Genomic DNA, 15,559 nt, shown 5'->3' on the forward strand with positions numbered 1-15,559 from the left:
TACGGCCTGGTGCATAGATCCGTGTTCGGGCCGGTCTAGGAGCCGGTACGCAGCCATCTGCACACCCCAGCGTCCGCCCATGCGCAGACCGGTGCACAGTCCAGGTGGGCGCGCAGCGGCTTCACACCAGACGGCACAGGGGCGGGGCATCGGGGCGTTCAACAGACGCGCCCCAGTGCGCGGAGCCGGTGTCCGTGCACCGGTGCAGACCGCCGGCGTGCGGGAGCGGACATGGTCGCGCCGCCGACCCCGCTGGGGAGGTCGGCGGCGCGTATCGGCATGGAGATCAGGCGGCGGCCCGCTTCCGCGCACCGCCGGTCAGGACCTGACGCAGCACGTCCGGCTTGTCGGTGATGACGCCGTTCACGCCGAGCCCGACGACGTTGCGCATGGCGGCCGGGTCGTTCACCGTCCAGGTGAAGACCTCCATGCCCAGCGCATGCACCCGCTTGACGTATGCCGAGGTCAGGGCGGTGTACTGCGGGTTGATCTGGTCGGCGTACCCGGCCAGGACCGGGAGCCGGTCGACGGCGGGCGTGCCGAGCAGGCCGATCGGTACCCGCGGCATGATCTCGCTGAAGCGCTCCATCGACTCCCAGTTGAACGACTGCACGACCAGCCGGCGCTTACGCGGATCGGGCAGCAGCCACGACGGGTTGCGCTTGAGTTCGTCGGCGATCCGCTTCTCGATACCGGGGTACAGCTCCGGTGACTTCACCTCCAGCAGCAGCCCGATACCGCTGTGCCGCATGGCGCGCAGGGACTCGCCCAGCGTCGGCACCCGCTCGCCGGCGTACTCGGCGCTGAACCACGACCCGGCGTCCAGCTTGCGGATCTCCGCGAGGGTGAAGTCGGCGACCCGCCACGGCGCCCGGTCGGGGAAGACCTCCTCCACGTTGGTGGTCCGGGCCAGCGTGGTGTCGTGGATGACGACCAGCTTGTGGTCCTTGGTCTGCTGCACGTCCAGTTCGAACATGTCGGCGCGCTGCTTGCGGGCCAGTTCGAACGCGGCGATGGTGTTCTCCGGCGCATACGCGGAGGCACCGCGGTGCGCGACGACCGCGACCTTGCCGGGCTTCGACGTCGATGCGGCCGCGTCCGCCGCGGTGCCGGTGACCAGCGTGGCGGCCGCGGCGGCGGCGAGGGTGAGACCGAGCCGTCGGAACATTGGCACCCCTTGCAGGTAGGCGATGTCGGTCCAACCCTTGAGCCGTCCGGTGACGCTCAAGTAACAGACCGATAGCAGCTCGTGTAATCCGCGTGGACGAGACAGGCCGCCCCCGCACTATCGGCCCGCCTTAATCCGCTGGCCCGCCGTCTCGCGGCACTCCCAGTGGCGACGCATGAGGACCTTGACGCACGTCCGGAGCCGTCGATCCGGAGAATCCATCGGCCGCATGCACTCTGACGGACGGCACAACGTCAATAAGCAGAAAGTTTCGCAACCCGTCGTGCCGTCGCGGGCCCCGTCCACCGCCGCAAACCGCCCATGCCGTTGTGTCAGCGTCGCCAACACCTGGCCTCCCCCACCTTGCTCCTGCTGCGCACACCGGCCGCCTGACCAGCCACCGACACCACCATGCGCCGCACCGCGTCGATCAGAACACCAAGCCGCCGACCGTAACCGGCAAGGCTGCGCTCCTCGACGTCATGCACAGCCCCAGCCCGAGCAGCGCGACCGGCAGCGACGGGCAAACCCACCAGGCCCCACCGCCGGCACCGCGCCGTACGCACTGACGTCGATGGACGAACCCACGCCTGCTCAGCGACCGCCAGTCGGCCGGTTCAGTCGCCGTCCACCGCGGCGTCAGCGCCGAACGAGGGCATCGCCCCGGCGTCGGACGAGGGTGTCGGGTCGGCGCTGGGCGGGGGCGTTGCGGGGCTGCCCGCCATGGGGTGCGCGGGAGCGGCCGCGGGCCGGGTCTGGTCGTCTCGGGCTGCTTCGTCTGCGGTTTCGGAGCGCCTGAAAGGCTTGAGGTTGGCAATCTTCGTGCGGGACGGCTTCGGCTGCCGGACGACGCCGGGCCACGGCGACGTGTCGTCCGCAGGAGGCCGACGGCGGCGGACGACGCGGGGACGTGGCAGAAGGCGCCGCCGGGCGGCGGGCACGAAGGGCGGGTGCGGCATCGCGAGCCTGGTCGGCTTGCTGCGGCCGCGCAGGATGACCGAGGCGCCGAGCTCCCACTCCTCGGCCTCGGCGGGGCGGGCCTCCCGCAGCAGGGCGCCGGAGGCCAGGACCCGGCCGGGGAAGGTCTTGGCGAGGTCGCTGAGGCGGGCGGCCTCGTTCACCGGGTCGCCGATCACCGTGTACTCGAAGCGCTGCTCGGCGCCGATGTAGCCGGCGACGACCGGGCCCGCCGACACGCCGACGCCCGCGTCCAGCTGCGGGACCTCCTCGCGCAGCCGGGCGGCCAGCTCCCGGGCGGCGCCCAGCGCGGCGCCCGCGGCGTCCGGGAGACAGGTGGGCGCGCCGAAGATGGCCAACGCGGCGTCGCCCTCGAACTTGTTGATCCAGCCGCCATGGCGGCCGACCACGTTCACCACCACGCCGAAGAACGCGTTGAGCAGCGCCACGACCTGGTCGGGTGAGCGGCTGTCGGCGAGGCGGGTGGAACCGGCCAGGTCGACGAACAGCACGGCGACCTCGCGGGTCTCCCCGCCCAGCCTGATGTCGCCGCTCTCCAGCGCCAGCACGGCGACCTCCTCGCCGACGTGCCGTCCGAACAGGTCGCGCAGCCGCTGGTGTTCGCGCAGGCCGGCGACCATGTGGTTGAACCCGGCCTGCAGCTGGCCGACCTCGCTGGCGTCGTACACCTCGACCCGCGCGCCGAGGTCTCCGCGTTCGACGCGGGCCATGCCCTCCCGCACCGACGCGATGGGGTCGGCGACGGCGCGGGTCGCGATGTAGGTGACCTGCATCCCGATCACCAGGGCGGCCCCGCCGAGGCCCAGCACGGTGACGGCGAGCTGCGCGGTGCCGATGCCCGGCGCGACCAGCGCCGCGACCGCCACGCAGATCAGGCCGAGGATCGGAACGGCGGTGCCGAGCGCCCAGGCCAGCATGACCCGCATGGTGACGCCCGGCAGCCGCAGGCCGCGCGGCGGCTCGCTGGCCAGCACCAGCGCGGCCGCCGGCCGCAGCAGCCGCTCCGACAGCAGGTAGACGATGGTGCAGGTCGTCAACGCGCCGAGCAGGCAGGTCAGCCCCACCTTGGCGGCCAGCCGGCCGGTGAACAGGAACAGGTCGAGTAAGAACCAGCCCGCGGCGCCGCCGCCCCACATCAGCCCCACCAGCAGGGTCAGCCGCAGCGGCCCGAGCAGCACGGCGCGCCGCTGCGCCGCGTCGGGGACGCCCTTGTCGCGGACGAGCCGGACGACCGGGCGCCACAGCCGCCACGCCACGAGCAGCGTCACGGGCGCGGCCACCACCGGATAGCTGAAGAACGCGACGGTGTTGACGACGCGCGCGTACTCCGGGTCGGCGAGCGGCGGATCGGGCACCACGAAGATGGCGAACAGCAGGACCACCGCGGCGCCGCCCAGGTTGGCCAGGCCCACCACGACGAGCAGCACCCAGCGGACGCGCATCTCGAGCATGGTCCGGGGGATACCGGGGAGGTCAAGGCGGGCTCCGAGCCCGCGCACCACCGTCTTGCCGGTCACCTCTGCCCTCCCCGGTCTCCCGAGGTTCATGACGGCCGTCGCCCTGCGACACGTTCACCCTAAGGGCCGCGCAGCCGACGCGGTGGAAAACTCCCCACCGCGAGGACAAGCCGCTGGGCGCCGCCGTAAGGCCGATGTGTCCTCACGGCGGCGCCCCCGGCTCAGCCGGCGTTCTGGGGCGTGCTGCGAGCGGACGCCGGGACGGCCGCCATCCGGGTCTGCTGCGAGCCGCGCCGGACGAACGGCCATCCCGCGACGATGAGCACCAGCCAGCCCGCCATCACGTACAGCGCGACCCGGGTGTCGGCCTCCCAGGCGATCAGCACGGTGACGAACGCGAAGAACGCCAGCACCAGCACGCTCGTGAACGGCGCGCCCGGCATGCGGTACGGGGCGGCGGCCAGCCGGCCCGCGGCGACCGCGCGTCGGTAGCGCATATGGGCGACGACGATGACCGTCCACACCATGATGGCGCCGCCGGTGGACACCGAGGTGATGTACTCGAACGCCTTCTCCGGGACGACCGCGTTCACCACCACGCCGATGCCCATGACCACCGCCGAGATCACCACGGTCAGCACGGGCACACCGCGGCCGCTGAGCCGCGCCAGGATCCGCGGGCCGTCGCCGTTGGCCCCGGCCGTCCGCAGCATCCGCGAGGTGGAGTACAGGCCGCCCGCGTTGCAGGACGACAGCGCGGCGGTGAGCACCACGAAGTTGACGATGCCCGCCGCGGCCGGGATGCCGATCTTGGTGAAGGCCAGCACGAAGGGGCTGGTGCCCTCCTCGAACTCCGTCCAGCTCACCACCGACAGGATCACCAGCAGGGACCCCAGGTAGAACAGGGCGAACCGGATCGGCAGCGCGTTGATCGCGCGAGGGATGTTCTTCTCGGGATCCTTGGCCTCGCCGGCGGTCACGCCGACCAGCTCGACCCCCAGATAGGCGAACATGACCATCTGCAGCGTCATCATGGTGCGGCCGAACCCGTTGGGGAAGATCCCGCCGTCCGCCCACAGGTTCGTGACCGAGGCGGTGCGTCCGGCGTCGCTGAACCCGAAGACCAGCACCGCCAGCCCGACCAGGATCATCATCACGATCGCGGCGACCTTGATCATGGCGAACCAGAACTCGAGCTCGCCGAACAGCCGCACCGAGATCAGGTTGATCACGAACAGCACGACCAGTGCGATCAGGGCGGTCTTCCACTGGTCGAAGTCGGGCCACCAGTACTGCACGTACTGGCCCGCGGCGGTCAGCTCGGCCATCCCGGTGGTCACCCAGATGACCCAGTACGTCCAGGCCGTCGCGTACCCCCAGAACGGCCCGAGGAACTCCCGGGCGTAGTCGGCGAACCCGCCCGGGGCGCGCCGGTAGGTGAGCAGCTCGCCGAGCGCCCGCATCACGAAGAACAGCGCCAGCCCCGCGATCGCGTAGGTGAGGATCAAGCTGGGGCCGGCCTTGGCGATGTTGGTCCCCGCACCGAGGAACAGGCCGGTGCCGATGGTGCCGCCGATCGCCAGCATCTGGATCTGCCGGGTGCCGAGCGCCCGGTGGTAGCCCTCCCCGGCCGGTTGTGCCTCCTCAGGGGGCCGGTCGGCAGTGTGTGGAGCCATGCGCCTTTGGGCCTTTCTCTTCTCCGCCGTCCGGGTGGGACGACGGTGTCTGCAGTCCCCTTGTGGGTGACCGGGGTCATACTAGGTACTCGCCGCACGGACCTGTAAGAGACCCCCTGTCCAGCACAAACGCCGCGCAACACCATCCGATCTCACCGTACGCGACGACACCGACACTCTTTGCAGCACTCCCTGCGTCTACCCGCCCGAAGCGGCTCCCACCAGCACCGTCTCGCTCCCGACGCCGCTCGCACCCCACCCGATCCGGCGGTCGGCGGCCGCGATAACGAGTTGGCGCTCACCTCGGGCATCGCGTATGCTCTCGGTCGTTGCCGAACACCGGCGAGGCCCGGTCAAGGAACACCTCCGGAGCGGTTACGCTCAGGAGTGCAAGGTCCTGTGGAGCAGTTAGGAGTGCTCGCCACCCTGTCAAGGTGGAGGCCGCGGGTTCAAATCCCGTCAGGACCGCCAGGCGTACCGCCGTCTCCGGTGCGTCATGGGCAGGTAGCTCAGTCGGTACGAGCGTCCGCCTGAAAAGCGGAAGGTCGGCGGTTCGACCCCGCCCCTGCCCACACCGTATGAACAGCACAAACGCCCGGCCGCACACTCGCAGCCGGGCGTTTTGACGGCAACCCTGACGGCAACGCCCCTAGCCGAGGGCATCCCCCAGCTTCCGCAGCGCCGCCCGCTTGTCGTCGGAGGTATGGGCGTAGATCGTCATCGTGACCCCGATGTCGCTGTGCCCGACGATGTCCCTGACGACGTGCGGCGGGACGCCGAGGGCCAGGAGCAGCGACACGCAGGTAATGCCGCATGTCGTGAAACCGCATGGAGCCGAGGCCGGCCGCCTCGCGGATGCGCCCCCAGCTGCGGCGAAGGTTGGCCGGCTCCATGGGTGTCCCAAGACAGGACGGGAAAGCAGCCCGCGATCTTTCCAGTTCGGCCAGGCATCCGCGGCCTCGATCCGGCGCTTGGCCGCCTCGTCCTGCCCTCAATGCACTTGGCGTGGACGCGAAGCACGCCCTCGACACTGTGACCGGCTCACTCGGCGACCTGGGGTGCCGGAACGCCACCGTTCAGCCAGGTGGACACACAGGCATGCCGCAGGTCGTACGCGGTGAGGCGTACTCGGCTTTGCTCAGTGCCATTCTGGCCTTGTCCCACGCGCGCCGGTAGGTGCTGGTCGACAGCTCCCCACCGCGCACGCCCCAGAACAGACGCCCACCGGGACCCGTCGGCCAGGTGCCGACGCGAGACGCGGGTCAGCGGGGCGGGACCGGCACGCGGCGCCACTCGCCCTGACCGCGCCTCTTGATTCCGCGCTGTTCCGGCGAACGCCGTCTTCGGTCCACTCGGCGTCGAACTCCGGGGCGGTGCAGAAGTGCAGCTCCCCCAGTTATCGGCCGGTTCCTCCACCTGCCCAACCCGCACGCGAGATCGACTACGGCGGGATGCCGAGATCGGACGGGCGTGGTCAGGAGGTGAGTATGAGGACGATGCTGAATGCGGTGAAGAAGCCTTGGATCCAGGCCCAGTGCTGGACAGGGATGCCGTACAGGGTGTGCTCATTGTGATGCCTGTTCACGGCCCGGCCCACGACGACGAGGAGGACGGTGCCGACCGCCAGTCCCACCGAGGTGCCGATGGGACCGAAAAGCTCCCCGAGGAGCATCGCGGCGACGATTCCGGCGCCGATCAGCAGGGGCACGATGAGGAGGCCGAGCCCGGTCCAGACGATCAGCAGCATGTTTCATCACCGCCCGGCATGCCGAGCGCCTCTTGGCCGCTCTCACTTCTACGGTCCCGTGCCGGATCGGCCATCCGACGTCCGAGCGTCGCAAGGTTCACATAGCGCATCGTGCAGGCATCATCGCTCGCAGTCCAGCCCTGGCCTGCAGGCGTTGGCGGACCGACGCGCATCGCGAAGCCGCTCGTGGTGACCAGCGGCCCCGATCGAGGTACCCGGTGCGCCGTCGGCTCGGCGTGGTTTCCGTGCGAGTGGGCAGGGCCTCGAGTAGTCCGTTCGGGCGAGTGTGCGTCCCTCTGGGGCTTCCACTGACCGCCTCTGCGTCCCGCAGCACTCAGTCACGCGGAAAGGCTGCCACGTCCTTTCGCCTGCATCGCGAAGCCGCTTGTGCCGGCTGATGGTCCGATCGGGGCACTCGACGCAGGAGAGCACGCCGGGCCCGGCGCGAAGTGCCATGAAAGGGAGCAAGGGGCCCGACGAGCACTCATCCGCTGCGGACCGGTTGAGCCTGGGGGTTCCGCAGGTCTGCGGATTTGTATCCCGGGGCGCTCATGGGCCGTGTGCACGGGTGAGCAGAAATCTGCGAAATGCACTTGCTGGCTTCGGGTGGTCAGACAATGTTGTGGCGGGCCACTGCGGGAGGACGCCATCCCAGGATTCCCTCGACCATCCGAACGGCCGGGACGAGTTCGGCGACATCGTGCACGCGCACGATTCTGGCCCCCTGCATGATGCAGACTGCGACAGTGGCGATCGTCGCTTCTACGCGCTCCAGTTGTTTGCGGTCGACCGTTTCGCCGATGAAGTCCTTGTTGGACACAGCCACGAGGAGGGGGTGGCCGATATCAGCGATTTCCGTTAGGCGTCGCGTTAGTTCGAGTGAGTGGTACGTGTTCTTGTTGAGGTCGTGCCCCGGGTCGATGATGATTTTGTCGGACGGGACGCCGCGGCTTTCCGCGAGGGCGACGCGATCCCTGAGGAACTCGGCGACCTCGGCCACCACGTCGTCATAAACGGGACGAGGGTAGGGCGTCCGGGGCTGGGCGAGGCTGTGCGTGATCACAAGGCTGGCGCCTACTTCCGCCACGGCGTCAGCGAGAGCCGGGTCATGCAGCCCGCTCGTGTTGTTCAGTACGTCGGCGCCGGCGGCGAACGCGGCGCGGGCGACGTCCGGCCTGAAGGTCTCGACCGAGATCACCGCGTCGGTACGGGCGCGAGCAGCCTCGATCAGGGGAACCACACGGTCGATCTCTTCCGCCGTGCTGACGGGAGGACCCGGGGCGAACGGCACGCCTCCGATGTCGAGCCAGTCGGCGCCATGCGCGAGCGCATTCTCTACGGCGGCCACCGCAGCGTCCAGGGCGAACGTCCGGCCTTTGTCGTGGAAGGAATCAGGGGTTCGGTTGATTATCGCCATGACGGCGACCTGCCGAGAGAAGTCGAAGGTGCGACTTCCGATCGTCCGCCGGGGGCGGATGATCTGCGGATTGTAGATATTCGAGTTCGTTTCCGTCACTGTCGCCTACCTTCGTTGCGATCCAGGGCCCAGCATAGCCCCACCGGACAACGCGGCACATCGGCGCCGAGCCGTCCGGCCAGCGGGGCCGTCGGACGGGCGTGCCCTGCGCTCGGGCCCGCCGGCTCCATCTCGCTGCCGGTTCCTCGTGACTCTACGCCTTGGCCACGCCTTCGGAACTGCAAGGAAAACCGATGAGAGCGACGAACAGGCACGGGTTTTCCCATCTAGAGCAGACTTCACCGTCTCCTGGGCCGCGTGATCCTCAAGGACGTTTCTACTGCCTCTTCTGCAGTGCCGCTGATATTTCGTTCGTCGATGTGAGATTCGTGTCGTCGCACCTTTTCCGGAACGTGTCGGCCGGTGGGTCGGCGTTCGTCGCAGACGGTGGGGTGGGCGCCCGTCTGTCTCCTCGGTGGGGCCGACCTGCCAGCGCCGCACCGTCGGTAGGTTCCTCCAGACTTGTCCTGTTGACCTTGCGTGCCCACTCCGGCACCGTCACGTGGCGTAGCGGGCGGCCTTTTAGGCAGATGGCTGGTCGAGGGAGAAGGGGCCTTGGGTGTCGGTGCGAATGCCGCGCTCCACAGCGGGACCTTGTCTCAGGGCGTCCCCCTTGGATGTACATCTCGGGGAACCCGTGGTCGGACGGACAGCGCTGCGGTAGATGACACGACGGTTGAGGGCCGCGATGTGTTCTGGGAAAGCGCGCCCCTGATTGGTCGGCTTTCCCGTGGTATTACTAGCTTCTTCAGCCTGCCCCGTTGACCTTGGTGTGCCCACTCCAGCGCCGTCACGTGGCGGTGCGGGCGCTGGCACAATCGCCGTCCTAAGCGTGTCCGGTGGATCATGCTGGGTCCGTAGCGGCGCGGTGGCCGGGGTGCTCCGGCTCGGTGGGCAAGGGCGGGCCTGATGTGGCGGGTGGCGAGGCTGTGCCTCGTTTCGGGTCGGTTGGTGCGGTGTTCGACCACGTTGCGGTGTCGGCAGGGCACCCGCATCGGAGGCGGTCGCGCAGCCGTCAAGATGCACCGGACACAACCTAGGTGTGTTGTTCGGACAGGTTGGTGACGCGGTCGGCTGGGGTTGGGCCCGCGATGCCGACGTGGGGTCGGTGGTGGTTGTAGCGGTCGAGCCGGTTGCCGAAGGGGGCCTGCCGTTCGGTTTCCGAGGTGTAGGGCCGGTGGTAGGCCGATTCTTCGAGCAGGGTGCGGTGGAATCGTTCGGTCTTGCCGTTGGGCTGGGGACGCCGGGGCCGGGTCCAACGGGGGCTGATACCCAACTCCGCGCAGGTGGCGCGCCTGGTCGTCTTGGTGTAGGCCCAGGCGTTGTCGGTCAGGACGCGCCGGATGGTGATGCCGCGTGCGGCGAACCACTCCGTGGCGCGGACCGGGAACGCGGCGCAGGTGGCGGCGGTCTCATCGGCCAGGACTTCTGTGTAGGCCAGACGGGAGTGATCGTCCAACGCAGTATGCAGGTAGAGGTAGCCGCCGCTGTCGCGGTGCCGGTCAACGCGGCCCGCGGCACGCCCGGCACCTTGTGTCCGCCCTCGTCGGGGATGCGGCCGAGCTTCTTGACGTCGATATTGACCAGGTCCCCGGGGCGCTGGTGCTCGCAAGCGGCGGACGGGCTCGCCGGTGGCCCGGTCGCATGCCGCCCGGGGGCGCCACGCCGTGCCGGACCAGGATGCGGTGCGCGGTGGACGGCGCGATGCCGGTACGGGCGGGGCGGGCGGACCGATGCGGTGCGCCCGGCGCAGAGCGAGCACCTGCGCCTCGACACCCGGCGGCGTCCGGCGGGGGCTGCGATGCGGGCGGCCGGGTGCGGTCGTGCATGCCGGCCTCGCCGAGTTGCCGGTACCGGTCGGCCCAGCGTTTGGCGGTGGTGGCGGAAACCTGGAACCGCTCGGCGGCCCGCCGCAGCGACCAGCCCTCCTCCACGACGCACCGGGCCGGGCGCAGGCGTCCGGTCGGGGTCAGCGGGGCGTTGCGGTGGGGCACGAGGGCCTCCTGGGCGTCGGTGGTAGATGTCGCAATCCACACCGGAACCAGAAGGCCCTCTTGTCGTTCGAGAACTGTCCGGGGCGTGTCGCCTGTCACCAACGTCCCCGAACAGCACACCTAGGTCGCCGGGGCACTGGTGCTCGCAAGCGGCGGATGGGTTCGCCCGTGGCTCGGTCGCATGCCGCCAGGGGCGGCAGTCCGTGGCGCGCCAGGATGCGGTGGGCGGTGGAGGGCGCGAGGCCGGTGCGGGCAGACCGGGCCGATGCGATGCGGCGCAGGGTGAGCATCTGCGCCTCGACGTGCGGTGGTGTCCGGTGGGGGCTGTGATGCGGGCGGCTGGAGCGGTCCTGCATGCCCGCTGCGCCCTGCTGCCGCCGGTGGGGCCAGAAGCTTATGGCGTGTTCGGTCTGGGTGGTGATGGTGAGGACGGTCGACGCCCGGCGGACGAGTGCGTCGGCCGCATCTGTATTCGTCAGCGTGTCTGGGGGCTGGTGTCCCTCGCTGTCCTTGGCTTGTGCGGCCACGCTGTCTTGTGCCAAATCGGGCCGTCGTTCGGATTGATGGGCACGCTTCGGCCTGTGCGACAGGGGGTTGGTTACGGGTCTGTTTGCGGGACGTACTGGGCTTCGGCCTCGTCCAGCCACCGGCGGTACCAGCGGGCGAATCCCATCGGCTTCCCGTCGGTATCGAGCAGCGGCCGGAAACCGCAGCCGTCGGCCATGTCGTCCGCCCACATCTGGCCCCTTGCCGGGCCGCTGACGACGAGTGCCTCGCGTAGTGCACAGCCCAGGTGGCACAGGTACAGGAGCCCGACCGAATACTCAGGCCGGCAGACGACCTCCTCGAATTTCTTCCAGTAGGCGTCCTCGGCCTCGCTGAAGGCTTCGTGCGAGCCGTAGTCCCCTGGGTCGGGCGGGTCGGGCAACGCGTCGGCCGGGTTGAACGCCTCGGTGTGCGGAAAGGGGTGCGCCAGCGTGTCGAGGTCGGTCAGGTCGGCGCCGTCGCCCTCCCAGCGCCATCGCCCGTCCACTCGGCGGACCGGGAAAAGGCCGTACGCGGGTCCTGCTCCTCCTCTGCCGGCCTCCAGGAGAAAGGATCGGTACTCGCCGGGCAGCTCCACCCGCAGCTGCTCCTCGAGCTCCTGGAGCTCGGCGGCGCTCAGCGGCGGCTCAAGGCGCCACCTGTGACTCATCGCCCCGGGATCATCACCCGTGTCATTGGCGGCCAGGCGGGCGAGCCGTTCACGTATATCCGACCAGTCGGGAGGCGTCATGGTCGGCCACGATATCCCACGCGGGGTGGGGCGGCGCAGGACTTCAGGGCTGCTCCTGAGTGGGGCGGGGGGTGGTCAGGAAACCTATGGCGGCGGCGAGAGTTGCTATGCCTTCGCCTACGAGGCTGATTGTCTTATCGGTGTACCACCTGGGGTCGTGCATGGCGGGGATGGGGCCGAGTCGGCCGACGTCCACGTAGTAGTAGAGGAGGAGGGCCCCGACGGCGCTTCCGGCGACGAGGAAGGCGATCGCATAGGTCCATTTGCGGGCCCAGGCGAGGACGAGAAGGCCCGATACCGCGGCGAGGACGGCCTGGGCCCGGAAGAGGTCGTCGCCGGGGATGGTGCCGTCGCTGCCGCGGGGGCCGGGGGCCATTTCCGGTGCGAACTGCCAGTGGACGTAGGCGTCGGCCGCCAGGCCGGCGGCTGTGAGCAGGCGGAGCAGGATTCCCATACCAGTGGAACGGTGCGGCCGCCCCTGACGGCTCAATTCGATGGGGCGGCTCGCGCTATGTTCTGGGGGCATGCATCTGGCGCGGGTGTTCGACGACGGTGGGGAGCACGGGAAGCGGCCGCCGGTGTCGCGTCCTCCTGTGCCAGAGCACGAGGTCGAGCGCGTGGTGGAGTACCTGCGCAACGGGAAGGTGGTCATGGCGGCGCGGTCGTTCGCGCCGGACCAGGTCGATCCGTCCCGGGGGGACAAGGTGCCCCTGATCTTCCACACGGACGGCACGTGGGTGTGGGCGGGGGCCGTCTACTACTACCTCAAGGAGCACGGCATTCCGCCGCAGCCCGAGCTGGTGCATCACATCCGGGCGCGGGGCTTCCAGCCCGCCGAGGTGGACGACGCCGCGATGGACATGGCGATCGAGATCGCGACCGGTCAGCGGGAGCCGGATCCGCCCGTGCCGCTGCCTCCCCCCGGGCCGCCCCAACCGCCTCCGGCACCGTTTCCGGGGCCGCACGGGCCCGGTGCTGTGCCTTTCGGTGCGCCTCCGCCCGTGCCGCCTGCGCCCGCGTGGCCGCCGGGGTTCGGGCAGGCCTACCCGGGTGGGCCGGGGCCGTTCCCGGGGGCGCCGCCGATGCCGCCGCCTCACGTGCAGGTGGCTCCGCCGGACGAGTGGGCGGCGGAGCTGAAGCGTCGATTGACGGAACTGGGCGTGGACTCCGGCGCGTACCGGATCGGTGAGGTCGTGGACGGCGCCTGGTGCATGGTGCCGGAGGGGGGCCGCTGGGCGGTTTTCCAGTCGCGTCACGGGGAGCAGCGCAGGCAGGCCACGTTCGAGAACCCTGAGCAGGCGGCGACGTATCTGGTCGGTGGTCTGCTGTTCAAGCCAGGGCGCAAGCGCAAGGACGGGTCGATCGAGCCGCTTCCGGGCGAGCCCCCGCTCGGTCTGTTCCGCAACCGGCAGATGATCGAGCTGCCCCCGGGGACGACGGTCGACCGCTATGGCGACAACAGCGGGAACGTGGCGTTCACCGCGGGCACGCCCGTCCCCCAGCGGTCGCTGCCGCCGGACGGGGCGAACCGCCCCTACCAGATGTTCCGGTTGCAGCGGCCGCTGAAGGTGCTGATGGGCGTGACGCTGCCGTCGTTCGACCAGCCCGGGGGCGGCACCGCGTACATCTTCGAGCGCTCCATCGCGGAGTTGCTCGCCGACGGTTCGCTGGTCGTCGCCCGTTAGGGCACTTCCGCCGGTGGTTCCGGCAGGGTGAGCGCGGCCGGGGCGTCGGGTGGGACGGCGGGGTTGCGCGGTGGGACGCTGCGGATGCGGCGGTAGGGCGCGCCCAGCGGGGGGCGGGGGTCGGCGTCGCCGCGGTTGGGCCAGAAGCTCATGGCGCGTTCGGCCTGGGCGGTGATGGTGAGCGACGGGTTGACACCCAGGTTCGCGGTCACGGCGGACCCGTCGACGATGTGCAGGCCCGGATGCCCGTAGACGCGGTGGTAGGGGTCGATGACTCCCGTCTCGGGGGAGTCGCCGATGACGCAGCCTCCGATGAAGTGGGCGGTGGTCGGGATGTTGAACAGGTCGAACCACGTGCCGCCGGGGGTGGCGTCGAGTTCTTCTGCCAGCAGCCGCACGGCCTTGTGCGCGACGGGGATCCAGGTGGGGTTCGGTTCGCCGATGCCCTGGCGGGCCGTCAGGCGGCGGCCCAGGAGGGTGCGGCGTTCGGTCACGGTGATGGAGTTGTCGGCGGTCTGCATGACGAGGGCGATGATGGTGCGCCGTGACCAGTCCCGTAGGGAGAGGCCGCGTAGGACGACGTCGGGTCGCCGTAGGGCATGGCCGAGGAACTTGGCCCAGCGCGGGAGGCGGCCGCCGCCGTCGATGAGCAGGGTCCGGATGAGCCCCATGAGGTTCTGGCCCGCCCCGTAGCGCGTCGGTTCGATGTGCGTGTGCTCGTCGGGGTGGAAGGACGAGGTGATGGCCAGGCCGGTGCTGTGGTCGACGTCCTCGGGGCGGTGCCACAGGGTCAGGCGTTCCACGCCCAGAAGCGCTTCGGAGTTGGTGCGGGTCAGCTCACCCAGCCGCGGGGACAGGTGGGGAAGGACGCCCTTGGCACGCATCCGGTGCAGCAGCCGTTGGGTGCCGTACGTGCCGGCGGCGAAGACGACCTGTTGCGCGGAGAGCCGCACCCGGCGGCGGCCGGGGAGCGCTCCGGAGCGGACGGCGTGTATGTCGTAGCCGCCGTCCGGTCGGGGGACGACGGCCGTGACGGTGGTGTCGGGGACGATTGCGGCGCCGGCGCGTTCGGCCAGGTAGAGGTAGTTCTTGGTGAGAATGTTCTTCGCGCCCACCTTGCAGCCGACCATGCAGCCGCCGCAGGCCGTGCATGCGCTGCGCCGGGGGCCGGCGCCTCCGAAGTAGGGATCGTCCGTCTCCTCCCCCGGTTCGGTGTGCTCGTCCCCGAAGAACACCCCGACGGGGGTCGGGTGGTAGGTGTCGCCCACGCCCATCCGTTCGGCGACGCGGCGCATCGCCTCGTCCGCCGGGGTGACCAGGGGGTTGACGGTGACGCCGAGCATTCGGCGGGCCTGGTCGTAGAACGGTTGGAGTTCGTCCTGCCAGTCGGTGATGTGCCCCCACTGGCGGTCGGTGAAGAACGGGCGGGGCGGCTGGTAGAGGGTGTTGGCGTAGACGAGTGAACCGCCGCCGACCCCGGCACCGGCCAGCACGAGCACGCCGGCCTTGCCCCGCACCAGGTGCATCCGCTGGATGCCGCGCAGGCCCAGGCGCGGCATCCACAGGTACCGCCGCAGACGCCAGGAGGTCTTGGGCAGGTTGGACTCGTCGTAGCGGCGGCCGGCCTCCAGGACGGCGACCCGGTCCCCCTTCTCGGTGAGCCGCAGCGCCGAGACGCTGCCGCCGAACCCCGATCCGATCACGACCACGTCGGCGTCGAAGCCTTCGGGGTCAGCCGCCATGGGCACCCTCCCTGCAGTCGGGGAACCAGTCGAGCAACACGGTCTCCGACTATCGGCCCGCCGCGGTGCCGGGCACCACGCAGAGAAAGCGGCAACTGCGCGGGCGACTTGTCAGCGGTCTGATAAATGGCGATTAACGGACCATCCGAAAAAGGCATTCTGTGGAGGGGCGATTCGAGTGCCCTGCTCCGGGCGCCTGTCTGCCGGTCGCCTGCCCGGCTCTAGCGGATCGCGGCAGGGGCGCTCCAAGAGCGGCGCCGCCCGCAGGCGCCCGACCGCTACTTCTGCGCGAATTGCGGAGATTGTCGTAGATATGTGGG

10 protein-coding genes, 2 tRNA genes and 1 pseudogene are annotated in these 15,559 nt (G+C 70.1%); 3 read left to right on the plus strand and 10 right to left on the minus strand.

Annotation, left to right across the window (positions count from 1 at the left end; genetic code table 11):
• Positions 1 to 286 precede the first annotated feature (286 nt).
• The 3 genes from ABD879_RS04505 to ABD879_RS04515 form a co-directional block, all read right to left on the minus strand.
• Positions 287 to 1,168: a glycerophosphodiester phosphodiesterase gene (locus ABD879_RS04505; protein ID WP_345017697.1), complete on the minus strand. Its 882-nt coding sequence runs from the start codon at positions 1,166 to 1,168 to the stop codon at positions 287 to 289.
• 617 nt (positions 1,169 to 1,785) lie between these two features.
• A complete protein-coding gene (locus ABD879_RS04510) occupies positions 1,786 to 3,597 on the minus strand; it encodes an adenylate/guanylate cyclase domain-containing protein (RefSeq protein ID WP_345017698.1) in 1,812 nt (603 codons plus the stop codon).
• Positions 3,598 to 3,824: 227 nt separating this feature from the next.
• Positions 3,825 to 5,279 (minus strand): amino acid permease, encoded by a 1,455-nt coding sequence (locus ABD879_RS04515; protein ID WP_345017700.1) that lies wholly within the window; start codon positions 5,277 to 5,279, stop codon positions 3,825 to 3,827.
• Positions 5,280 to 5,672: 393 nt separating this feature from the next.
• Here ABD879_RS04515 and ABD879_RS04520 point away from each other — a divergent pair.
• Positions 5,673 to 5,750 (plus strand) — tRNA-Asp (locus ABD879_RS04520).
• 27 nt (positions 5,751 to 5,777) lie between these two features.
• A tRNA-Phe gene (locus tag ABD879_RS04525) sits at positions 5,778 to 5,851 on the plus strand.
• A gap of 77 nt (positions 5,852 to 5,928) precedes the next feature.
• On the opposite strand, the gene ABD879_RS04530 is transcribed toward ABD879_RS04525, so the two are convergent.
• The 6 genes and pseudogenes from ABD879_RS04530 to ABD879_RS04560 all read right to left on the minus strand — a co-directional run bounded on the left by ABD879_RS04530 (position 5,929) and on the right by ABD879_RS04560 (position 12,266).
• A complete protein-coding gene (locus tag ABD879_RS04530) occupies positions 5,929 to 6,078 on the minus strand; it encodes a site-specific integrase (RefSeq protein ID WP_345017702.1) in 150 nt (49 codons plus the stop codon).
• A 675-nt stretch (positions 6,079 to 6,753) separates the two neighbouring features.
• Positions 6,754 to 7,026, minus strand: coding sequence for a hypothetical protein (locus ABD879_RS04535; protein ID WP_345017704.1), 273 nt, complete (start codon positions 7,024 to 7,026; stop codon positions 6,754 to 6,756).
• A 610-nt stretch (positions 7,027 to 7,636) separates the two neighbouring features.
• Positions 7,637 to 8,542 (minus strand): dihydropteroate synthase, encoded by a 906-nt coding sequence (folP, locus tag ABD879_RS04540; RefSeq protein WP_345017706.1) that lies wholly within the window; start codon positions 8,540 to 8,542, stop codon positions 7,637 to 7,639.
• Positions 8,543 to 9,578: 1,036 nt separating this feature from the next.
• Positions 9,579 to 10,536 (minus strand): annotated as a pseudogene (locus ABD879_RS04545) (IS481 family transposase).
• A gap of 598 nt (positions 10,537 to 11,134) precedes the next feature.
• Complete coding sequence (locus tag ABD879_RS04555; protein WP_345017708.1) at positions 11,135 to 11,812, minus strand: SMI1/KNR4 family protein; 678 nt, start codon at positions 11,810 to 11,812, stop codon at positions 11,135 to 11,137.
• Positions 11,813 to 11,855: 43 nt separating this feature from the next.
• Positions 11,856 to 12,266, minus strand: coding sequence for a hypothetical protein (locus tag ABD879_RS04560; RefSeq protein WP_345017711.1), 411 nt, complete (start codon positions 12,264 to 12,266; stop codon positions 11,856 to 11,858).
• A gap of 139 nt (positions 12,267 to 12,405) precedes the next feature.
• On the opposite strand from ABD879_RS04560, the gene ABD879_RS04565 reads away from it, so the two are divergent.
• Positions 12,406 to 13,497, plus strand: a complete 1,092-nt coding sequence (locus ABD879_RS04565; RefSeq protein WP_345017713.1) for a TNT domain-containing protein — start codon at positions 12,406 to 12,408, stop codon at positions 13,495 to 13,497.
• Here the strand turns inward: ABD879_RS04565 and ABD879_RS04570 are convergent.
• Positions 13,494 to 15,239: a GMC oxidoreductase gene (locus tag ABD879_RS04570; RefSeq protein ID WP_345017715.1), complete on the minus strand. Its 1,746-nt coding sequence runs from the start codon at positions 15,237 to 15,239 to the stop codon at positions 13,494 to 13,496. The two genes, ABD879_RS04565 and ABD879_RS04570, sit on opposite strands and share 4 nt — an antisense overlap.
• Positions 15,240 to 15,559 lie beyond the last annotated feature (320 nt).

The organism is Actinomadura keratinilytica (genome assembly GCF_039539665.1).
Lineage (GTDB): Bacteria > Actinomycetota > Actinomycetes > Streptosporangiales > Streptosporangiaceae > Spirillospora > Spirillospora keratinilytica.